Source organism: Aliiroseovarius crassostreae, from assembly GCF_001307765.1.
GTDB lineage: Bacteria > Pseudomonadota > Alphaproteobacteria > Rhodobacterales > Rhodobacteraceae > Aliiroseovarius > Aliiroseovarius crassostreae.
The window spans coordinates 1-22,338 of the sequence record NZ_LKBA01000010.1 but is presented as its reverse complement, the minus strand read 5'-3'; the positions used below and the strand labels follow the sequence as shown (position 1 = coordinate 22,338).

Sequence of the window (22,338 nt, the reverse complement as noted above, 5' to 3'; positions counted from 1 at the left end):
AACCTGAGCTCGCGGAATTTTTGTCCCACTTGCTCAGTCCGTTGCCTGATCCGTTTGCTCGGCCGTTTTCTTGGCCCGTTTTCTTGGCCCGTTTTCTTGGTCGGTGAGGTGAGTGATTGTCTGATGCGTTATCGTGATGAGGTGTGATGTGAGCGAGCACCCAAAAAGAACGCTTATTCTGCTGGCCACCTATAATGGGGGTCAGTATCTGCGTGCGCAGCTGGACAGTTTCCTGGCACAAACAAATGACCAATGGGATCTTCTGGTGTCAGATGACGGATCGTCTGACGATACATTGGAAATCCTGACCGGGTTCAAAGCGCAGGTGTCTGGCAGGCATGAGGTCACCCTATTGCCCGGCCCACAAAAAGGTTGTGCACAGAATTTTCTGTCGCTTATCCGCCATGTCCCTGAAGGCACGGGATTTCTCATGTTCTCCGATCAGGATGATGTCTGGTTGCCGGAAAAAATTGCCCGCGCGCAGGCGGTCCTTGCGCGGGAGGGGGCACAGCACCAGCCTGTCCTTTATGCGGCGGGAAGCCTGGTGAGCAATGAGAGCCTGACGCAATCTGTCAAATCACCCGCCCTGCGGCGCGCGCCGAGTTTCGGGAATGCGTTGGTGCAATCCATCGGCGGCGGAAATACGATGATGCTGAACGGTGCGGCCACGGCGCTTTTGCGGGCGGCGGCTGAGGATGTGGACACGATTGTTGTGCATGACTGGTGGGCGTATCAGGTGATTTCCGGGTGCGGAGGCAAGGTGATCCGAGAGCAATCCCATCTGCTTTACTATCGCCAGCACGGGGGAAATGTGATCGGGGCAAACAGTTCCGTTCGTGGCAAGCTCTATCGCCTTGCCTTTGTTGCCGGGCGCCAGTTTGCGCAATGGAATGACACGAATATCAAGGCCCTTACCGCCTCTTCCCATCGGTTGACACCAGAGGCCAGAGAGGCGCTTTTCCAATACGGCGAAGCGCGCAACGGGGGCGTGTTGCATCGGCTGCGGGCGCTTTGGAAATCAGGTGCGGCACGCCAGACCTGGAAAGGCACCGCTGCCCTCTATCTTGCCTGCATCGCGCGCAAACTCTGAGATTGGCCGACCCTTTCGTGCGGGGCCCAGCGGGGGAGGGGCGTCAGTTTTCCAGCAGGCGCTGGTGATTGCGGTAAAGAAGCAGCAGCCCGAGGCTCATGAGGGTCAACCCGGTGAGCACGGGGAAAGTAAAGGACAGATAGGCGCCCTCGTAAAGCGGGGCATAGATCCCTTTGCGAAGAAACCCCACCACATGCATCAGCGGGTTCCACCACAAGATCTCCTGCGCAATCCGCGGCATTGCTTCAAATGGCAAAAACAGGCCCGAGACAAAGATCAGCGGTCGGGTGAGGATCTGCCAGACCCGTTCCCATACCGGAAAGCTCATCATCACGTAGCAGTTGAAACAGCCGACGCCAAAACCCAGCACCCCGCCGACCAGATAGGCAAGGGCGATTTGTGTGTAATCCGGGTGCAGCTTCAGGTCGAGAAAGAGGACCATGCCGAAAAACACGATGTAACCCACAAGGATATGGGTCAGCAGGTGCAGCAGCGCGCGCGCCATCAGAGCGTCAAGGAAGGTCACCGCCGGATAGCGCAGCAATGGCCGGGAATAATTCAGCGATGTGGCGGTCTTGTTGGCCACGTCATTGAACAGCATGAAAGGCAGATAGCCGGTGGCATAGAATAGCGGGAAACTGTCCCCAAGCGGAGGGGTGCGGATCACGAGGGAAAAGATGATCGACAGGGCAGACAGCGCCAGAACCGGTTCAAGGATGGCCCAGGCATAACCGCCCGGCGACCGGCCATATGTGGTCGACATCTCGCGCATCATCAGGGCAAACACCGTCCTGAAGGTGCGAAATTTCCGGGCGCGCATGGTATCGCGTTCCAAAATGTCCTGGCTGGGCGTTTCACTGGTCACTTCATGTTCTCCATGTGATGCGCAATCCCCTGTTCCACATCGTCATACATTGTCAGGCGCCCGTTTTCGAGCACGGCCGCCTTGCTGCATAAATCACGGATGACAGCCATGGAATGCGACACCACGATAGCGCCGGATGCGCCGATCCGACGCTTGAACAGGGCGCTTGCCTTGCGGCGGAACTGTTCGTCCCCGACGCTGGTCACCTCGTCGACGAGATAGGTGTCAAACCGGATGCCCATCGACACACCAAAGGCCAGCCGCGACCGCATTCCCGAGGAATAGGTGCGGAAGGGATAGTGGAAATGCGGACCCAGCTCGGCAAAATCCTCGACGAAATCATTCAGCATGTCGGTGTCGATACCGTAGATCCGGGCGACAAATCGTACATTCTGTGCCCCGGTTAACTCGCCATGGAACGATCCTGCAAACCCCACCGGCCAGGAAATGGTTCCGTCACTCCAGATCCGCCCGCTGGTGGGCTTCTGATTGCCTGCAATCAACCGCATCAATGTGGACTTGCCCGCGCCGTTTCGCCCCAGAAGGGCCACGGCGATGCCGGTGGGAAACACGGCATTGATGTCGCGGGCGACAACCTTTTCCTCTCCCTGCGTCCGATAGACTTTCCACAGATTTTCGCAGACGATCATGGTTCAGCGCCGATCCCGGATGCTGTAGAAAATCAACAGGCCGATCGACCACAGAAGGGTCATGAACAGAGAGATCACGACCAGCGTCGTCGGGCGCTTCGGATAGAGGCTTTTCTCAGCCAGCGTCGGTTTGACATGCGCCACCAGATAGCTGGCCTTGCGTTTGGCTTCTGACAGGGCCGACTGATAGGTCAGCTGGGCGGTGCGATATGCTTCCTCGGCAAAGGTCAGATCAGATACCAGCCGTTCGTAGCGGGAAAACAGCGTTGCATAATCTTCGCCTCCCGGCCCGTCCCCACCGCGTCCAAACTTTTTCTGCTCAATATCAATCTGCAGTTGCAGGGCCGAGATTTTGCGGTTCAGCTCCTCCATCCGTGGATCATGTTCCCTGACGGTCTGGCTGAGCAGGTCTTTTTGAATAAGGGCTTCGGCCTGTTGGGTCTGCAATTGCGCAAGGATCCCCATCTGGGCCTGAAGTGTCGCATTGGGGTCAACGATCTGCGCGCTCAGGCGAAAGCTGGTCATGGCTTCGCGGGCAGCCCCCAAACGCTCCTCTGCGGCCTGAAGCTCGTCGCGGCTGAAGCGGGTGGCGTCCAGTCTTGCCTCTTCGGACAGGCGATTGATCAGATCGCGGCTGTTGCTGTAGATCCGTTCGGTGATCTGCAACGTGGTTTGCGGATCATAGCTGCGCACGGTCAGGGTGACGATGCCATTTTCCGATTGTGTGGTGACATTGTTTTGCCAGTAATCCTGCAGGTCCTCAAACTCACCGGATGGATCATAGGCAAACACGAAATCCATTGGCCATTCGGCCGAGAATACCGCGGCCAGATCAATTTCGGAGTTTACGAGCTGGATCAGGTCGCCGCTGGCGATGAACTGGGTCAGGATGTCAACATCACTGCTGCTGCTGCCCGTGATCGAAGACAGCCCACCGAGAAGGTCCGCTGCGGATTGCAGGCTTTCGGTGCGCACCGAGAAAGACATGCTTGAAACATATTGGTCTTTTGCAAAGCCCCACAGATAGATTGCCGCCAGAATGATCGGCGCAATCACGACGATTGCGAAGGACTGCATCAGCCGATAATGGCGGGGTTTCATCCGGGCGGGACCAGCAATGTTCGCGACATCGTTCATTACGCTTACCTTCATAAATTTGTCTCGAACCCGAATGCACCATGTGGTGAGAGAACAGGGGCCGGTTTGCTCAGCTCATATTATTTCTACACCTCACGCGCAAAATCAATTCATGGATCGGCGTTTTGCCCGTGTCGAAAGGATTGCCCGGGCAACCGGGTGAATTTCATCGGGGTCTGAGTTCAACCTTTTTCATCAGTTCGAGATGTTGTTAACCGAGGTGCCGATGCCGACGGCTGCGCCAATCACACCCAGCACGGTGCGGGCGGAGGACACAATTGTTTCGGTCCCCAGCACCGTATCTTGCGGGCTGATCTGGAATTTGCGTGCCGCAAACAGCCCATCCGCCGAGGTCAGGTCAAACGCAAAGACAACCTGTTCTTTCTCGGGTCCCAATCCATTCTGGCGCAGCGCCGAGGGGGCGTAGTCGCGCAGCACCAGCACCGCGTTGAGGTTTGCGCGGGTATCTGACAACCCGCCAATCATGGACAAGGCTTCCAGCGCCGTGATCTGATCACGGTCAAAATAAACCAGCTCCTCGCGCCCGGTTGACCCCAGTGCGGTAAAGAACCGTTTGTCTTCTTCCACCACAATCTTGTCGCCACCCAGAAGGGGGGTGTTCATCTCGGGGTTTGACAACAGCTTATCCACCCGGACCTCATAGGCGCGTCCGCGGCGCAGAAGGCGCAGGATCGGGTTGCGCAGATCGGGCAGCACACCACCACCTTCCGCAAGCAGGTTCAGCACCGAGTAGTCACGATTGAGCAATGGATAGCTTCCGGGACGCGATACGCCGCCGACCAGCGCCGCCGAATTGCGTTGTCCGGCTGCAACCGAAAGCTGGACCTGCGCCGAGGGAGCAATATTCTCCATTGCCTTTTGAATCTTTTGGCGCGCTGCCTCTGGGGTCAGATTGGCAATTTTGACGTCCCCCAGATAGGGGATGAAAATTATCCCGGTCGGGGAGACGAGCATTGAGGGCAGGGCGGCCTGTTTTGCGGTGGCCGGGGCCAGAAGGGAATTTTCCTGTCCTTCCCAGATAACAAGGCTGACTTCGTCACCCTCGCGCACCAGATCGGCCTGAGATCCCCGGTTGTTGCTGATCCAGTTCAGGGGGCGTTCAACAGCAGGCTTGGGCCAATCTGCAAGTTGTGGAACGTTGTCCCGGACAACCTGCACAACCTGATAGTCCTTTGTGGCATTGCTGTTTTCAGAAAGGATTTCGGAGGACCATGCAGCCCCGCGTGGGATGGCGCAGCCGGACAGCCCCAATAGCACCAAACACAGAAGCACCTTACATGTGTTTCGCGACACTGACCTGACCTCTTTCGCTTGCCCGTCTCAGACGGATCCCCGGGCAAAACATCTGCCCCTTTTTGTGCGAATATCTATGAACTTCCAACACCACGCAACACCACGATTGGGCTGCTGGCGAATTTGTGTCGCATCGGCGCGTTTCAGCGATCCCGGCTGCCAAGTCTGTTGCAAAGGCGTCACATAGGGTCGAGGTGCAACCTTTGAAAGGTTGTGGGAATTGCACATATGGATTTGGGAAATTCTCTAAAGCGTTTCGAGATTAACTTGAGACACATGTTTATCCCGAAACGCTTTAATCCCTCTTTGAATTCAGTAGGATGTGATGATCGGTACTTTTACCAAGCTGAGCTTGGTGGAGCGTCGTGTCCTGGCGCGCTACGCGCTGGAACGGCGGCGCAAGCGCAAACCGCGCTATGCCAAGAAACCCCGCAGCCTTGTGGTTCCTGAGAAAATGACCCTTCAGAACCGACCCGAAGAGGTCAATGATCGCAGCCATTCGGCAACTGGAAAGGCGATCTGATGATCTTTTGGCGCGCGCGGGTTGTCCAAAGGCGCCACGCTGGTCGCTGCCCGTATTGCAGGCGGTCGCCGTGCCCCCTCAAATTCAGCTGCGCATCAGTTCACCGAGTTGGTCCAGGCTGCAATCGGGCTTTGACCAAAGAGGCCAAAATCAACCACTATGGGCAATACCATTTTTTGGAGAGTGGAGAACCTGATCATATTTTGCAGTATTCCGCTGCCCGAGCTGTTACTCGGAAGATTTTAACATGCTACCCAGATCGTCAGAGATGATATATCCTTGGCGTCCGTTTTCACAGGCAAGACGCTGTACAGAGCCAGCGGAGCCCCCTTCAATTCTGCATCCTTCCGGCATGGTCAATGCCGCAATCCTAGAAGAAAGCGCCATGCCATCCGGTTTAACGCATTGAGCAAGGTTTGCGGAGCAACCGCTGATCCCAAATCCCAGCAAACCGACCAATACGTAGCGACATCTCCTAATCAAATCAGACGCCTTGGCGCTGCGTATTTTCCACCCGTTGGTCCGTGAGTGGTGGAATTTCGTTTGTCCTCTCTTCTTTCTTTGAAGCCCCGTGACAGGATTTCCCCATCATTTTGTGCATCACGAAATGTGCGCCGACGCAAAGCAGAAGCGGAAGGAACGCGATCGAGTTGCCCCACAGCCCACCAATCGTACCGCCAGCAATCAAGTAGCCGACGATTGGCAAAAACATAATGGCGCAACATGCCATCATCCCATAGTGCATTAATTTGGAATGGCCTGACCCGGTCATTTTTTTCTCGCTCATCTGTGCCTCATGTGCCTCACAAGATTGATCTCGCACCCATTTGCGGGCCTCTTATGTGGTAAGGTCAAGGATACATTTCGATACAAATATCACCGCCTTGTCGGGTTGATATTGGACGTCCTTCCAGTAGACAAATAATCGGAAACAGACCGGATGAAACCTTGAGTTGGAGGCATGGCGTGGGCAGAGCTCGAAAAAGCGAAATCGACAGACGGCAACTCTTTTTGGGTGTGTCGGCGTTTCTGGCGACCCCCGCAGTGCTGCGCGCGCAGGGATCCGAACGCGTTCTTCGCAATATCTCTTCGTTTGTTCTGCATGATTGGAAGGACCATTTCGACACCTTGGGAAAAGGCATTTTGTTGTCCGACATGACCACCAAGGTCCTGCAGCACTGGACCTCTGACGGGGAAATGCGGGTTTATCCGACCTCCGTGCCGTTAACGGATGAACTGACAAAACGTGGTTACACCGAGGTGGTTGAAAAACGGGAAAACCCTGGGTGGGCACCAACACCATCCATGCGCGAGCGAAACCCCGAGTGGCCCGCGTATATCAAGGGCGGCGACCCCAGCAATCCTCTTGGAACGCGCGCACTTTATTTGTCGTGGCAATACTACCGTTTCCACGGAACACAAGACACACGCAAAATCGGACGCCGATCGTCAAATGGGTGCATCGGCCTTTTTAACGAGCAGATCGAAGAAGTTTACGACCGCGCGCCTGTCGGAACACAAGTGAAACTGATCTGAGAATTCTAACGAAGCACTGGAAGAGGTTGGGGATATGGGCAAATTAGGTCTGTTAGTGGGTGGAGTGTTTGCGGCGGGAGTGGCCGCGGCGGTTTGGCAGTTCATGCAACCAGCTCCGGCAAGTCAGGGCCATTCCATGGAGCCTCCTGACATAAGTCAGATCGCGCAGGGTGCACCAATCGCTGAGGTTCGCGTGCCGGCCAAACTGTCATCCGAAGCTGAAATCGGGAAGCGGGTATTTGAGGCAAAATGCGCCGTTTGCCATGGCACAAATGCTGCTGGCCAGAACGGTGTTGCACCCCCATTGGTTTACAAAATATACGAGCCGAGCCACCATTCAGACATGGCGTTTGTTCGGGCTGTGAAGAATGGAGTGCAGGCGCATCATTGGACATTCGGCAACATGCCACCGGTTGAGGGTCTGACACAGGGCGACGTGAAGTACATTGCCAGCTACGTGCGTGAGCTTCAGCGGGAAAACGGGATCAATTGATGGGTGGTCAGAGGGGAAAGGTCGCAGGGCTCCTATGTCGCGTTGTAGCGATTATGGCATTGACCTTTTCCCTTGCGCTACCAGAAATCGGGCGTGCGCATTCTGGCATCGACACTGTTGGCGCTGATGGGGAAAAGCTGTCTCATCAGAATGTGCATGTATCCGGGATTAATGGGATTTCTGACCTTTGCCACCCTGAACAGGACTGTTTTGTCACCGCCGCTCTTTCCTTCCAGCCCAACATCAAAGTTGCAAGAGCTGAAGCCAGCCTGAAATTTTCATTTATGAGCCATTCACATGAGAGCTGGATGATGTTGTTTGATCCTCCACCTCCGAAAATTTGGTCCTGATTGCAATGAAATCAAATCATACAGATCAAGGACCAAACCAATGAAGAAAACTTCTGTACTCACCGCTCTGATATTCACCTCGACCGCGATGGCAGCCTACGCACATGGCGGCGCCACTGGCGTCGTAAAAGAACGCATGGATGCCATGGTCACCATAGGAAAGGCTGTCAAGGCAATCACCCCGATGATGCGTGGGGAAACCGAATTTGACGCTGCGATCATACGTTCGGCCGCCGAAACGATTGGAAAACATTCCGGCACCAATTTCTCAGATCTGTTTCCCGAAGGAACTGGCGGAGCGCCGTCTGAAGCCAGGGACACGGTCTGGACCAATTGGAGTGAATTCAGTGAATTGTCAGACCAGCTCAGAGTCTATGCTGACGGGCTGGCAAGAGCTGCCGACAACGGCATGAAGGCAGATGGCCAGGATGATATGTCTTCCAGCGCTATGATGGGCAGCAGTTCGATGATGGGCTCGGGAACGAACTTGATGGGTGGTGGAAAGTCTGAGAAAGCCATCACAGCTGATGACATCGCGCAAATGCCGGTGGACAGTGCCTTTGCACTGGTTAGTCAGACGTGCTCTGCCTGCCATACAAAATTCCGAGTGGATTCCAAATAAGATGAAGCGAGTCATCTTATTTGGTTTCGGAGTGGCATTGCTGGGCGTTGTTGGCCTTGGGGCGCTTGTGAAGTGGCCCATAGGTTCACAACCTGCTCCAATCGAACTGGCTGGCGATGTAAACCGCGGCGCATATCTTGCGCGCGCAAGCGGCTGCATTGCGTGTCACACCGATTTTGAAGGTGGTGGGGCTCCGCTTGCGGGCGGTGTGAAGCTGGATACACCCTTTGGTGCGCTTTATTCTGTAAATCTGACCACCGATCCCGAATACGGCATTGGTGGCTGGACGATCACGGATTTCGCCAAAGCGGTCCGGCAGGGTGTCTCTCCTGAAGGCGAGCCCTACTACCCGGCTTTCACCTATCCGTTCTATGCGAACTTCTCGGATCAGGATATCGCCGATCTTTGGGCTGCCTTTCAGACGGTTCCCGCTGTGCCTGAACCTGCCCCAGAACCTCAGCTGGCGTTTCCATTCAACCAACGCTGGGGTTTGAAGTTGTGGCGTGCGGCGTTTCTTGAGCCGCCGAGTACGGATCCAATCGAAGGCAATGGACCCGTCTGGAACCGAGGGAGAGAGCTCGTCGAAGGCGTGACGCATTGTGCGGCTTGCCACACAGGCAGGAACCTCCTGGGTGCCCGGAAGTCCGATAGCGAGCATTTCGCTGGAAACCCGTCACTTCCAGGCGGCAACAAGGCGCCGGCGATTGACTATGAGACGCTCCAGTCTCGTGATTGGACTGTTGATACGCTCGCCTACGCCCTGAAGACGGGAATAACACCCAGCGGCGATGCTTTTGGGGGCTCAATGGGCGAAGTTGTTCTGCAGGGCACGCAGTTTCTGACCGATGCAGATCGACAGGCCATCGCCACCTATTTGATGGATGATCACACAGGTGGCTAACAGGATTGCGGGCGGCCTTGTGCCGCCCGTGACGTAGAAAGGGAATACATGGAACTAACTCGTCGGAGATTTTTATGTGCAAGTGGCACAGCAAGCCTGGTTGGTATTCTGCCGAACAGGGTGTTCGCCGCTTCGGATAGGGCCACAGTAATGACGGCACGAGTTGCCGATGTGCAACTGTTGCCAGCACAGTATCCGCAAACAAGTATCTGGGGGTATGATGGGCAGATGCCAGGTCCGGTAATCCGAGTGGGCCAGGGCGAACGGGTCACGAGACGGTTTGTGAACGAGCTGCCGCAGGCGAGTTCCGTTCATTGGCATGGTATTCGCAGCGACAACGCGATGGACGGCGTCGCGGGCCTCACCCAGGATGCAGTGGAACCGGGACAGAGCTTTGACTATGACTTCATTGCTCCGGATGCAGGCACCTATTGGTTTCACTCTCATAACCGGTCGGTAGAACAAGTGGCACGGGGCCTTTACGGCGCGTTAATCGTTGATGAGCCGGACGCCCCCGATGTGGACCGCGATGAAGTGCTTGTGCTGGACGATTGGCTGCTGGATCCGGAAACAGCCCAGATCGACACTGAATTCGAAGCCCCCCAAGACCGCAGCCATGCCGGACGGAGAGGCAACTTTGTCGCCACCAATGGCCGGTCGGATTTTGCGCTGTCGGTCAAGCGCAATGAACGGCTTCGGCTACGCTTGATTAATGCAGCCAACGCCCGGATTTTCGAATTGGGCCTTGCCGGACTGAAGGGCTGGGTTGTGGCCTATGACGGGATGCCTCTGCCGCAACCTGAATTGGTCGAAGCCAATTTTCCACTCGCGCCGGGCCAACGCATCGACTTGATCGTCGATGTCATTGCCGAGGTTGGCGAAACGGCACATCTGATCCGGATTGACGACAAACAGCCCTATTCCCAGACCCTGTTTACTGTCGACGGAGATGCGGCATCGACTTCTCGTCCCGATCCGATCCCGCTGCCGCCCAACCCCAATATGCAAATCAGCGGTGTTGAAACTGCACAACGGTTGCGCCTGAACATGGAAGGCGGGGCGATGGGCCGTTTGAAAGCAGCGGTGTTGGATGGCGAACAGAAATCTTTTCGCGAGCTTGTTCAGGACAATCAATTTTGGGCGTTCAATGGCGTCATGGGCATGACTGATACGCCGTTTGCGCAATTGTCGCGCGGTGAAACCGCAAGATTGGAAATCTACAATGACACGATTTTTCCGCACGCGATGCACCTTCATGGCATGCATTTCCGTGAATTGCAGAAAGATGGCTTGATGGGGCCGCTCAGGGACACCCTCTTGATGTCCGCTGGTGAGACACGAGAAATCGCATTTGTCGCAGATAATCCTGGCAAGTGGCTCTTTCACTGTCACATGCTCTCGCACGCGGCCTCGGGTATGATGACATGGATCGACGTCTCATGAATAAAACAACAATCTTGCGTGGCGGCGCAGCGGTGGTTTTCCTGGCGGCAGCGGGGTGGATCATGCCCCAAAACAGCCGTGCCCAGACAAACACCGTGTCAACTGCCCCCAATATTCAAGCCGGCCAATCACTGTATGGCGAATATTGTGCGTCATGCCATGGTGCAAACCTTGAGGGGCAACCGGATTGGCGTTCACCGGGGGATGACGGGCGGTTGCCTGCCCCTCCGCATGACGAGACCGGCCACACCTGGCACCATCCGGATCAAATGCTCTTCAAATACACGAAACTCGGCGGCAAAGCCGCATTGGCCAGTCAAGGCATAGAGTTCGACAGTGGCATGCCAGGTTTCGGAGAGGACCTGAGCGATCAGGATATTTGGAACATTCTTGGTTTCATCCAATCAACCTGGCCGGAGCGCCAACGCCAGGTTCAGGCTGAACGCACAAAACTTGATAGTGAACGGGAAGGAAACTAACATGAAATACCGAAACGTCATCGGCGCGCTAGCGTTGGCAATTGCGGTTCCATTCACTGCTTATGCCGATCAACTGGATGAGACGCGCGTGAGAGAACTTGTTCTCGAAACAATTCGCACCAACCCTGAAATCGTGATGGAAGCGGTCGCAATCCTTGAAAAACGCCAAGCGACCGCTCAGGCATCCGCTCAGGCTGAAGTTCTGGTTAACCAAAGGGAGCTTCTGGAGAAGGATCCGAATGCTCCGGTGCTCGGCAATCCGGATGGAGATGTGACGGTTGTCGAATTCTTCGACTACAACTGCCCTTACTGTAAGCGGGCAATGCCGCAGGTGCAGGGCTTGCTCGACGCGGATCAGAATGTGCGCCTTGTGTATCGAGAGTGGCCGATCCTTGGGGATGGATCAGTTTTCGCCGCCAAGGCGGCCTTGGCGGCCCGCAACCAAGGTAAATACGAAGAATTTCACTGGGCCTTGATGGGTATGAAGGGGCGCGCTGAAGAAACAACCGTCCTGCGCGTCGCAAAAGAGGTGGGCCTGAATATCGAACAGCTTCGTCGCGACATGGAAGCTCCGGAAGTAAAGGAACATATTGCGGCATCAATGCGCCTGGCACGGGACCTTGGGTTCAATGGCACGCCATCTTTCGTGATCGGTGATTCCCTGGTGCCGGGTTTCGTGGAGCAATCTGTACTGGAGGGCTATGTGTCGGACGCCCGCGCCGGAGCGGAATAAAAGAAACATACCGCCTCAGGAAAGATCTTGAGGCGGTATGCCCGATTTCACGCGCCAACAGGTTCTGATGCATAGCCCGCCTGTTTCAACATCAGGCTCACCTCTTCTTGTGAAAGAGACGTATCAACAGGGCCCTCAGACCCAATCAATCCCCATCAGGTCGGTGTAGTACTCCATCATCCCCGCGTAATTGCCTTGCAGCAGATCTGCGTTCGCACTTGCTGGGGCCGACTGGGACGCAAGATAGCCTTCCTTGAGGAAGTCGATAGTTTCCTGAAGGCCCTGTGCCACCACGGATTCCACGTCGAACTGGTTGAAGCGTGACTGCACTGCGGTTATCGCCTTGAGTTCTGCGAAGGTCAGGCTGATGGTGCTGTCGTGATCGATCAACTGGATCACGTCGTGATCTTCCCATGTCTCCAGCAAGACTTGGCCCAGAGAGGTGCCGTCGACCACCACGTCGAGCGTGCGCTGATCATCAGACAGGCGCAGGTTCGACATCGAGAGGTCGAAGACCTGAGAAGGAGACGTTTTGAAGACCAGCGTATCAACGAATCCATCGCCGGTGCCCGAGGAGGTGTCCGTTGTGTCGCTGCTCTGTGTCGTGGTCGTATTGCTGTCGGTGATGTTCTCGTAATAGCTGTCCACCGCGTCGCCCGAAGCCACGGAGCCAAGCCCTTCCGCCACGCCGCCCTGGGTCCCAACCTTGGACATCAGATCGGTGTTGGATTCGTCGGATATCGTCAAGCATCCGCTGCCGAGCGTGTAGATATAGGTGTCGGCCCCGGTGCCGCCATAGGCGTAGCTGCTGCCGAACCCCGCAACAAAGGTGTCCTCACCGGAGCCGCCGTGGAGGATGCTGTTGTCGGCAAAGTTGAAGAGGCTGGCGAGTGCGGCGCTGCCGTCGACGTTGAAGCTGGCCATCACCTTGTCGATTGCAGCAACCGAGCTTGCCAGAGTCTTGCCGAAAAGGCCGATGGCCTCGCCGGACAGAGCATCCAGAAGTCCCATTCCAAAATTCAGGAAGTTGTCGTTGCCGGCCCCGCCGGACAGGATACCATTGCCGATACTAAGGAAGGTGTCGTCGCCCTCACCGCCAAACGCGCCGTAAAAGGTGCCAACATTGACAATCACGTCATTGCCGAGCCCGCCAGTCGTTAGGCTGGCCACGCCGAGCACGATGGCCGCGTCATCTCCCGATCCCAACGACGTCAGGTTCCGTACACCGGTAGTGATCACGAGATCGTTGCCACCCGCCGCCATCACGGTGTTGAAGACACCGGCCACAAAGACCCCGTCATTCGCTCCGCCAGCATTCACCGTATTGCGGCCACCGAGGGCGAAAATGATGTCGGCCCCGTTTGACTGCCCGGAGCTGTCGCCAATAATCGTATTGTTGAAGCCGAGGCTGAGCAACACATCCGCGCCATTGCCGAGATCGATCGTATTGTCCTTGCCGATGCCAACGACGATGTCATCGCCACCGCCGGCCGAGACCTTGTTCTCGACCCCGACAACGAGGATCGTATCATTTCCACCCCCGGTACTGATGTCGTTCTTCTGCCCGATGGCGATGGCGATATCCTTGCCACCATTCAGGTCGGTGCCAGACGGCCCGGTCTTAAGCGTGTTTTCCTTTCCGATGGCGATCATGATATTGTCGTCGCCACCGTCGCCGATATCGTTGGTGCCGGCATTGATCGTGTTGTTCTCGCCAATCGCGAACAGGATGTCATTCCCGGCCCCGCCGTTGATGACATTGGTCTTGCCGAGCGCCATCGCCAGATCGGCCCCCGCGCCCATGTCCAGAAGGTTGTATTCCGTCCCAAAGAGCGCGGCGGCATCATTTCCGTCGCCGGTATAGACGATATTGCTCTTTCCCAGGACCAGGGCCGCATCGTCACCGCCGCCGGTATAGGCGCGGTTATCGCGGCCCACCACGACTGCGATATCGCCATCGCCGCCATCGACCTTGCTTTTTTGCAACAGGTCATAGGTGTGGTTGAATGCGCCGAACCGGGTGCTCCAGTCAATGCCCACGACATTGGGCAATGTCAGGCTGGGGATCCTGAACGTCTGCGCCGCAAGGGTGAGGTCGGCGCGGCTGGCGTAATCGTCAAGGTTGAAGTCCGGGATCTTGAGGTATTCTTCCGGAATGTCGAACTCTGGAATCGTGAGGCCGAAGAATGAGCGCCCGCCGAGAAGGTCATCGATTTTTGCGAGACCGGAAAGATCCATGCCGCCGATACTGAAGGACGGTATCGAAAGCTCCGGCAGGGTGAATGTCGGCAGATCGATGGTTGTCGTCGCTTCGAGCTTGACCTCTTTGACGTAATCCGCCGGGGGTTTGTAATTTTGGTAGCTGAGCGCCTGGCGGGTGTCGGGGTCGCCGGGCGACGCACCCGAAATGACCTCTTCGATCTTAAGGCTGCTGCTCCCATCCGTGTCGTAGCTCACCGTCTTGAAATCATACATCCCGTCGGTTTCGGCGGTAAAGCTTACCGTGACGGTCTGGAGATCGTCGGACGGCGTTGCGTTGACCAGGGTCTCGCCGTCGATTGTGAACAGGAGATAATCCTCGTAGGTCACTTCGAATGTGTGGGTTCCGGCGGTGAGGTAGATCTCGCCCGTAACCTCATGGATTACATTGTCGTTGGCGTCTGAACCTGTGCCGGTGTAGGCCAGAGCCGATCCTTGAAGGTAATCCGCCACGGAGCCGGAGCTCTCGGAAAAGTCCAGTTGGTTCACCTTGTAAGTTTCGAACTGGTTCAGCGCTGCCGTGCCCAACGCAGTGAGCACTTCATTCATGCTGCCGGCCGCGCCAAAGAGCGTACGGCCTTTCCAGGTGCTCGCAGTCGGCTCCAGCTTGGCGTCGTAGTCCGCATCCGACGTGAGTGTGTTGTAGCCACCCTTGCTGGTGCCCGAATAGGTGCTGGTATCCGTCAGACGATCGGCCTGGAAGAAGCTGTTGGAACTGCCCGTCGCCGGGCCAACGTCAGCATTCTGGATTGCATAGCTCTGCAATCCGGGATCGCCATTGCCGGGTTCGATCCTCAACAGGTTATTGGAGGTGAAAACTCCCCCCTTGCCTTCGGCGCTCTCCTTGCCAACGAGGTCTTTGTAGATGTTGGACAGGCTGCTATAGAAGTCGGGTTTGACGTCGATATCGAGTGAGAAATCAAAGGTCAGCCCGTCATCACGGAACCCGAACTTGGTCACGTCCGGCATTGAGAAAGACGGCAGGGTCTGACCCGGGATGTTCAGATCCGGAATCGTTAGGTTCGGAAGGCTGATCGCCGGGATGCCATAATTGCCTAGCGTACCGTATTTGTAGTCCGGCCTGCTTTTCAGGTCCGGCGAACTGGGAATTTCAAGATCGATCTGGGGCAGGTCGAAGCCCGGTATCTTCCAGTCCGGCGCATCGGATGAGAATTCCAGGTCGGGGAACAGCATCGAAACGCTGCCCGCCGCCTTGAGCCCGGCGCTAATCGACACGCCGAGGTCCTTGTTCTCATAGGATGCGCTGACACCGTTGGGGCCGGCTTTGGTCTCCAGATTCGAAGAGGTTTCCGGTTCGGGCTCGCTCGGGGCGTCGGGGGCCTTGTCCTTGCTCTCGGCCTCATTCTTGGCGGCCTCTTTCTTGGCCTTCATGTCGTCCTGGTACTTTTGCAGTTCGTCGATGGAGATGGTGATCTCGTTGTCGGTAACCACGAAGTTCGACTGTCCGACGGCCAGCACGATGTCCGAGCCGGAGCCCGCGGCGATCAAGTTGAACTTGCCGAACGCTGCGACCATGTCGTCACCGCTGCCGCTGAGCACGAAATTGTCCTTGCCCACGGCAAGAACTACGTCATCGCCAGATTCGGTCAGAAGAACGTTGTATTGACCTGCCGCCACGACCACATCGGCGCCGGCTCCGGCGGATACCACATTGTAGCGACCTGCGACCGCGACGAAATCGTTGCCGCTGCCCGCGAGAACCACGTTGGCCTCACCAAGCGAGATCACCGTGTCGTCGCCGCCCGAGGTGACGATGACGTTGTAGCGCGCGGCGGAATAGATCGTATCGTTGCCGCTTCCGGTGAGAACGACGTTGGAATAGCCGCCAAGGACCACGTCATTGTCGCCATCGCCCAGCAGCGCGATGTTGTTGGCCCCGAGGATCACCCCGCTGTCATTGCCGTCTCCGCCCAGCACAAAGTTCGTCGAGCCGATCGTGACAAAGGCGTTCTCACCATCGCCCAGATTGATCGCGTTGAACTGGCCGATGGCGAAGAACGTGTCATCATGCTGTCCGCCGATGATGATATTGGTCGCCCCTATCGCCAGCACCTCGTTCGAACCGCTGCCCAAGTGGAGAAGGTTGCTCGACCCGGTGATTACGATGCTGTCGGTTTCACCCTCGTTGCCGCCGCCAACGATCACGTTGGTGCCGAGGGCCAGCCCGGTGACAACATTGTTGCCGGTGCCAAGAAGCAGAACGTTGTTGCCGCCGATCAGTTCAACCCTGTCCTCGCCGCTGCCCCCCCAGTATGCGTTGTTGAGACCGATTATGCGTGCGCTGTTGTTGCCGTTGCCCGCCACGATGAGGTTGCCGAGACCAACTGCCGTGATGGCGTCATCGCCGCTGCCAGCCTGAATCAAATTGCCGCCGCCATAGGCCTTGACGCTGTTGTTGCCGTCACCCGCGATGACGATGTTGCCGAGGTTCGCAATGGCGCCAACCGCGTTCAGCAGAATGTCGCCCGCGCTTGATTCACCGTGCACTGTCCCATCCGAGGTCCCGAAGAGCGACTTGGCAAAGCCCGAATCGCTTTCCGAGGCGGCCTTGGTGGCGGCCTCGGCCGCGAGGTTCAGCAGGCTGCCCGCAATGATCTTGTCATCGCCTGAGCCGCTGATCACGAGATTCCCGTACCCATATGCACGGATTTCGTTGCCGCCCTCAGAGCCATCCCAGCGGTCATCAGGCTGAGTGGATTTTGCTTCATTGACTGAGTCGGCCTGCTTCTCCACGCGGATATTGTCGATCACGCCGCCGATGCTGTCAGACGTGCCTCCGCCGCGCAACTCAAGCCGACTGGAACTGCCCGTCGCTCCGGTCACGGTGAAGGTATAGGTCTTCCAATCACCGTGGGTTTCGCTGATCGTGCCCACCACTTTGCCGTCCCAAAGGACTTCGACGGTGTTATTCTCCGCCGCGAGATGATCGCGTGCGGTGTAGTCGATGCTGATTTCGTAGGTCTGCCCAGCCTCGGTGCGCAGATCCTGATAGATGCCGGTATTGGCGTCTGAATCCAGTTCCACCCCGAACCGGCCAAACGGGGATTCGGTCACGTCCCCGACGATCTGGGTGTCGAGCCGCTCGATATGGGTGCCGGGCATCGAGGCATTCCTGAACCATCCGTCGGGCGCGCCGCCATTGCCAGGTGTGTACGCTTCAAAATCACCATTGGTGACCAGATTGCCGCTCTCGGGACGCTCTGTCAGCATGTCTGAGACATCTTCGGTACGCCCCTGAAGGACTTCGCGCACACTGACATTGTCCACAAAGCCGCCGTACCCGTCCGCGGCCCCAGCCGCCCTGAGTTCAAGACGGGAGGTGTCGGTCCCGGTTGCAACGAAGGAATATTCGCGCCAATCCGAGTGGTCGCCGGTAATGATGCCGATCAATTCGCCATTCCACCAGACCTCGACGACTTTGCTCTCGTCAGAGACGGCCGCCGCACCGGAATAGAGCAGGCTGATTTCGTAGGTAGCTCCGTCGCGAGTCTCTATGTCCTGTTGAATCTTTGCATTGGCCCCCTGGTCGAGCGACAGCACGTTGCGGCCCTTTCCCGAGGCGCCGACGTCGATGGTCACGCCGTTGACCGGTGTGCTGCCGTCGACCTGCGTGGTGTCATGGACCATGGACAGGCCATCGCTGACGGTCCAGCCATCGGGCACCGACAGGTTAGTCGGCTGGTCGTAGTTGTTTCCAAGCTCGAAAGAGCCATTGGTGACCAGATTGGCCCCACGGTCGTCCCTGGTTACGTCCTGAGCGCGGGTGTTGAGAGTTGAGTTGCCGTTGCCCGCGAGGATGATGTTTGCGCCGCCCGCCGCCATGATCCGGTTCGAGCCATCGCCAACCGCGATCACGTTCAAGCCGCCGATGGCGGTCGCGTCGTTGCTGCCGTCACCCAGGAACACCGCATTTCCGCCGCCATAGGCGCGGGTGACGTTGTCGCCATGCCCCGCAAGGATCACGTTCAGTCCGCCGTAAGCATCGATATTGTTGTTCCCGTGGCCGGCCTGAATGACGTTCAGCCCGCCTCCGACCTCAACATCGTTGTGGCCGTTGCCGGCCGAGACGATGTTCACCCCGCCATAAGCCGTGATGATATCATTGCCGTCGCCGCTGTCGATGGATTGTCCACCGACGCCAAGCGACCAGATCCGGTCATCGCCCGAGCCGGTCGTGGCGGAGACGCCAAAGCCCGCCGCCTCAATGATATTGTCGCCGTTGCCCGCGTTGATCTCCGCTCCTAGAACCTTGACCAGAATAGTGTCGTCGCCGTCCCCGACACGGACGCTGCCACCGACGGCATTGAGTTCGACCGTGTTGTCGCCGTGGCCAAGATCCAGAAGACCCACGCCCGCACCCACATAGGCAGTGTCGTCGCCGTTTCCGGCCGTAACACGGACCCCGGCGGCCCGGGCATCGATGATGTTATCGCCAGCACCAACGTTGATCTCGGCCCCGACGGCCCGCAGGATCACCGTATCGTCCCCGCCGCCCACGCGGATTTCTCCGCCGACGGCGTTCAGCTCTACCCGATTGTTGCCCACGCCGAGATCGATCAGACCGACCGCAGCATTCACTACGGCAGTGTCATCGCCGTCGGCCGCACTCAGTCGGGCCCCGGCCGCATTGACGTTGAAGGTGTTGTCACCCCGACCGGCATCGATGTCCACGCCGACCGCTCCCACGTTGATCGTGTCGTTGCCGTCACCGACGCGAACCTCTCCGCCGATGGCATACATGTTGACCGTGTTATTGCCGCCGCCCAGATCGAGCAGTCCGACCCCCGCGAGCACGTCGGCATAGTCATCGCCATCACCTGCGATGATACGGGCCCCGGCAGCGCGCACGAAAATCCGGTTATTGCCGCCACCCGCATTGGCGGAGACCCCGACCGCGTCAATCTTGAACGTATCGTCTCCGTCGCCCACGTAAACGGAGTTAGCGACCCCGCGAAAGACGATCTGATTGTTGCCTTGTCCGGCATTCACCGACCCAATGGCTGCGGCGATCTCGATAAAGTCGTTCCCGTCTCCGGTAATTACGGTACTGTTCAACCCGGCCGCACGGACAAGGTTATTTCCACCGTAGGATTTGATGTAGATGTCGAACACGCCCAACGCTTCGATCACATCATCAGAATACCCCGTGACCACCTTGGAGTAGGCTGAGGATTCAATTCTGATAATGCGACCATTTTGACTATCATTATAGAACGCATATGTCGCAAAACTGATCGCGTCCTCATAGTTCCAGCCCGACGTAGGAAAGGACTTTTCCAGATCGGCAGGTGACATGGTCTTGCTGGCTTCGGCGCGCAATTCGGCATATTGCGCCACCGCGGCGGCGTATGCCTCTTCCCAGGTCAACGGCACATCAAAGACGGTTTCGATGATCTCGACATTGCCGACGACGCCGATATCGACGCGTTTGGTTCCTTTGCCCAGCCAGATGTCAATGTCGCTGCCTGAGATGATGTCGTAAGTATCGTTCCCTTGCGAAGCGTCGATATCGAGGTTGACCGCTCCGCCCCGGACATAGTCATCCCCGTCGCCGTCATTCACATAAGCCCAAGTGACGGCCCTATTGGATATATCAAGCGTATCGTTGCCCGTGCCGAGGTACACCTTGAGATTGGAGCTGGTGTGGGTCCTGATTGAGTCGTTGCCGTCACCGAGATAAAGCTCGCTCTGAATACCGGTAAACGCGCCGTCGAACGATCTACCGGCGTCATCGTACCAAGCCGTGTTTTCGACATGAGTCGTCCCCATCGCATTCTTCCTTTATTCCTGATGGCTTAGCAGATCACGCGCGCTTAAACCGCAGCGTGCACTTTTTCCGCGAGAGCGGCGTTGATCGCGCGGCGGGCGGCGCTGCGCCGATTGTCCCAGCGCCCCAAGCGCCAGTTCTGACCGTCCTCAGAGATCCGGTGCAGATGGGCACTCGGGGTGTCGGGGTACTCGGTCTCCAGAATATCGACGATGGCCCGGACCATCGGCTGCACCCGCGAACTGAGCACCGCGAACTCGACCACCCACAGGTGAGGGCCGCTTTGCCAGTCATCCGGCAGAAGCTGCTGCGGCCCTTCGGTCAACATGCGCTTGTGCAGCGCCTCCGAGAGGCAGGCCCAAGTCACCACACCAACTGGCGCGCCCTGTTCCGTACGAAACATCCGCCCCTGACCAAGTCGGATCGGGCGGATGAACCGTTCATGAAGATTGCGGATGGGCTGACGATTGTGAAGCTCGGACCCTGAGAGGATGAAGGCCACTTCGCCCGCTATCTGAATGAGATCCTGCCGGATGGCCGGCGCGCGCTCAACGACACAAGGTGCGGGTTCTTCACGTTGCACTACTAATACCTCATTGGATGCCACTAACGCGAGACATGCACACACTCCACTTTGAATTGCATTAGGAATGCGAAACATGCGCAATACTCTACCCTACATTGCATTGGGAAAAAAGTTCTGGCAAGACTTTTGATGCCAAAGGCATTGATGATGTGACCGGGGTTGTTACAGAGCTCTGATCGCAAAGGATTCACATCACGAATCCAGGCGGCATTGCCACGTTGTTTGTGCTGCTCGACTTGGGTAGAGGCTTGGGCATGCAAATCCCATCGCCCATGCCGCGCCTGAAGGGCTTTCGTTTTCCCCGTGAGATCATTGCCTATGCGGTTTGGGCTTACTACCGTTTCGCGCTCAGCACGGCCGATGTCGAGGATCTATTGGCGGAGCGAGGCGTGATCGCCAGTCGTGAAACCATCCGCCTTTGGGTCAACCGGTTTGGCGCTCATTTTGCCGCTTGTATCCGCCACGAACGGCCGCGCCCGAACGATAAGTGGCACATGGACGAGGTTGTAATCCCGATTGGCGGCGTGAAGCACTGGCTGTGGCGGGCCGTGGACGCGAATGGGGACACCCTCGATATCCTGGTCCAAACACGCCGCAACGCAAAGGCCGCCAAGCGCTTTCTACAAGACTGATCGCACAATTCGGGCAGCCGAGGGTGATTATTACCGACAAGCTACGCAGCTACATCAAGCCGATCGCACGCCAAGCACCTGATGCCGACCACCGGGTCCGCAAGGGGCTCGACAACAGGATCGAAGGCAGCCACAGGCCGTGTAGGGCTGACCACTGTCTAGGGCGTAGACTCATAAGAGCCAAATGACTGTTGCGGCGATGTGGGCTGCTGCCAAGAAGGTTTTTGGGCAGCGGAAGGTGCGTCGTGATAGGTGTCGCCAAACCTTGATGCGGTTGAACATGCGCTCGACGATGTTGCGGGTTTTGGAGAGGTCTGCGTCATATTCGAATTGCATTTTGCGGTTCTTGCGCGGTGGGATGCAGGCGGTTGCCTTGGCGTCGCTCAGCCAGTCGCGCAGGTGATTTGCGTCGTAACCTCGGTCTGCAATGACGGTGGTTCCCCTGGCAACATATGGCTCAAGGCATTGATTCGCATTGGTAATATCGGCTCGATGCCTGAGGTCAGATGCAGATGGACCGGCTTGCCACTGCCATCGCACACCAGATGCAGCTTTGAATTCAACCCGCCTTTTGTCTTGCCGATATCCCGTCCTTCGCCGGTGTTTTTTTGGCACCATTGGCTGCGATGCGATGGGTTTTGACATGGCTGGCGTCGATCATCAGCGTGGAAAGATCTGCCGTCTCCCGCGCCAAAGTTTCGAACACATGCTCGAAAACGCCTGCTTCAGACCAGCGTTTGTAGCGGTTGTAGAGCGTCTTGGCGGGGCCATATTCCGGCGGCACATCGGACCAGCGATAGCCTCGCTGAATGCAGAAAATGATGACCGATAACACGCGCCGGTCGTCGACACGCGGAACACCGCGCGGCGTATTGGGCAACAAGGGCCTGATTTTATTGTACTGTTCTTCGGTGAGCCAGAAATGCGACGACATGAA

16 protein-coding genes and 3 pseudogenes are annotated in these 22,338 nt (G+C 57.2%); 11 read left to right on the top strand and 8 right to left on the bottom strand.

Features of this window, described 5'->3' with window-relative positions; all coding sequences use genetic code 11:
• Nucleotides 1-148 precede the first annotated feature (148 nt).
• Entirely contained in the window at nt 149-1,090 is a 942-nt protein-coding gene (locus AKJ29_RS11855) for a glycosyltransferase (protein ID WP_055191164.1), read from the top strand.
• Nucleotides 1,091-1,133: 43 nt separating this feature from the next.
• On the opposite strand, the gene AKJ29_RS11850 is transcribed toward AKJ29_RS11855, so the two are convergent.
• The 4 genes from AKJ29_RS11850 to AKJ29_RS11835 all read right to left on the bottom strand — a co-directional run bounded on the left by AKJ29_RS11850 (nt 1,134) and on the right by AKJ29_RS11835 (nt 5,056).
• Nucleotides 1,134-1,955, bottom strand: coding sequence for an ABC transporter permease (locus AKJ29_RS11850; protein ID WP_235477513.1), 822 nt, complete (start codon nt 1,953-1,955; stop codon nt 1,134-1,136).
• Complete coding sequence (locus tag AKJ29_RS11845; protein ID WP_055191162.1) at nt 1,952-2,605, bottom strand: ABC transporter ATP-binding protein; 654 nt, start codon at nt 2,603-2,605, stop codon at nt 1,952-1,954. Before AKJ29_RS11845 ends, AKJ29_RS11850 begins: the two co-directional genes overlap by 4 nt.
• Before the next feature lie 3 nt (nt 2,606-2,608).
• Nucleotides 2,609-3,742, bottom strand: coding sequence for a hypothetical protein (locus AKJ29_RS11840; RefSeq protein WP_055191160.1), 1,134 nt, complete (start codon nt 3,740-3,742; stop codon nt 2,609-2,611).
• Between the two features lie 195 nt (nt 3,743-3,937).
• On the bottom strand, nt 3,938-5,056 hold the full coding sequence (locus AKJ29_RS11835; protein ID WP_074963771.1) for a polysaccharide biosynthesis/export family protein: 1,119 nt from the start codon (nt 5,054-5,056) through the stop codon (nt 3,938-3,940).
• 370 nt (nt 5,057-5,426) lie between these two features.
• Between AKJ29_RS11835 and AKJ29_RS11830 the strand changes: the two are divergent.
• Nucleotides 5,427-5,587: pseudogene (locus tag AKJ29_RS11830) on the top strand (IS30 family transposase); the annotation flags it as partial.
• Nucleotides 5,588-6,063: 476 nt separating this feature from the next.
• Here the strand turns inward: AKJ29_RS11830 and AKJ29_RS11825 are convergent.
• Complete coding sequence (locus AKJ29_RS11825; protein ID WP_055191154.1) at nt 6,064-6,366, bottom strand: DUF2933 domain-containing protein; 303 nt, start codon at nt 6,364-6,366, stop codon at nt 6,064-6,066.
• A 260-nt stretch (nt 6,367-6,626) separates the two neighbouring features.
• Here AKJ29_RS11825 and AKJ29_RS11820 point away from each other — a divergent pair, with 260 nt between their 5' ends.
• The 8 genes from AKJ29_RS11820 to AKJ29_RS11785 all read left to right on the top strand — a co-directional run bounded on the left by AKJ29_RS11820 (nt 6,627) and on the right by AKJ29_RS11785 (nt 12,136).
• The gene (locus tag AKJ29_RS11820) at nt 6,627-7,115 is read left to right on the top strand and encodes a L,D-transpeptidase (protein WP_409360028.1); all 489 of its coding nucleotides are present in this window, start codon (nt 6,627-6,629) and stop codon (nt 7,113-7,115) included.
• 34 nt (nt 7,116-7,149) lie between these two features.
• The gene (locus AKJ29_RS11815; RefSeq protein WP_055191149.1) at nt 7,150-7,608 is read left to right on the top strand and encodes a c-type cytochrome; all 459 of its coding nucleotides are present in this window, start codon (nt 7,150-7,152) and stop codon (nt 7,606-7,608) included.
• 53 nt (nt 7,609-7,661) lie between these two features.
• On the top strand, nt 7,662-7,958 hold the full coding sequence (locus AKJ29_RS11810; protein ID WP_055191147.1) for a hypothetical protein: 297 nt from the start codon (nt 7,662-7,664) through the stop codon (nt 7,956-7,958).
• Nucleotides 7,959-7,998: 40 nt separating this feature from the next.
• Complete coding sequence (locus AKJ29_RS11805; protein WP_055191145.1) at nt 7,999-8,580, top strand: c-type cytochrome; 582 nt, start codon at nt 7,999-8,001, stop codon at nt 8,578-8,580.
• 1 nt (nt 8,581) lies between these two features.
• Nucleotides 8,582-9,481: a c-type cytochrome gene (locus AKJ29_RS11800; RefSeq protein WP_055191142.1), complete on the top strand. Its 900-nt coding sequence runs from the start codon at nt 8,582-8,584 to the stop codon at nt 9,479-9,481.
• A 48-nt stretch (nt 9,482-9,529) separates the two neighbouring features.
• The gene (locus AKJ29_RS11795; RefSeq protein ID WP_055191140.1) at nt 9,530-10,924 is read left to right on the top strand and encodes a multicopper oxidase family protein; all 1,395 of its coding nucleotides are present in this window, start codon (nt 9,530-9,532) and stop codon (nt 10,922-10,924) included.
• Between the two features lie 62 nt (nt 10,925-10,986).
• Nucleotides 10,987-11,403, top strand: a complete 417-nt coding sequence (locus AKJ29_RS11790; RefSeq protein WP_235477517.1) for a c-type cytochrome — start codon at nt 10,987-10,989, stop codon at nt 11,401-11,403.
• 1 nt (nt 11,404) lies between these two features.
• The gene (locus AKJ29_RS11785) at nt 11,405-12,136 is read left to right on the top strand and encodes a DsbA family protein (RefSeq protein ID WP_055191136.1); all 732 of its coding nucleotides are present in this window, start codon (nt 11,405-11,407) and stop codon (nt 12,134-12,136) included.
• Nucleotides 12,137-12,271: 135 nt separating this feature from the next.
• On the opposite strand, the gene AKJ29_RS11780 is transcribed toward AKJ29_RS11785, so the two are convergent.
• Both AKJ29_RS11780 and AKJ29_RS11775 read right to left on the bottom strand, forming a co-directional pair.
• The gene (locus AKJ29_RS11780; protein WP_055191134.1) at nt 12,272-20,185 is read right to left on the bottom strand and encodes a beta strand repeat-containing protein; all 7,914 of its coding nucleotides are present in this window, start codon (nt 20,183-20,185) and stop codon (nt 12,272-12,274) included.
• Between the two features lie 44 nt (nt 20,186-20,229).
• Nucleotides 20,230-20,766: a toxin-activating lysine-acyltransferase gene (locus AKJ29_RS11775; RefSeq protein WP_055191132.1), complete on the bottom strand. Its 537-nt coding sequence runs from the start codon at nt 20,764-20,766 to the stop codon at nt 20,230-20,232.
• Between the two features lie 257 nt (nt 20,767-21,023).
• Here AKJ29_RS11775 and AKJ29_RS11770 point away from each other — a divergent pair.
• A pseudogene (locus AKJ29_RS11770) lies at nt 21,024-21,547 on the top strand (IS6 family transposase); the annotation flags it as partial.
• Nucleotides 21,548-21,572: 25 nt separating this feature from the next.
• On the opposite strand, the pseudogene AKJ29_RS20060 reads toward AKJ29_RS11770, so the two are convergent.
• Nucleotides 21,573-22,335 (bottom strand): annotated as a pseudogene (locus tag AKJ29_RS20060) (IS5 family transposase).
• Nucleotides 22,336-22,338 lie beyond the last annotated feature (3 nt).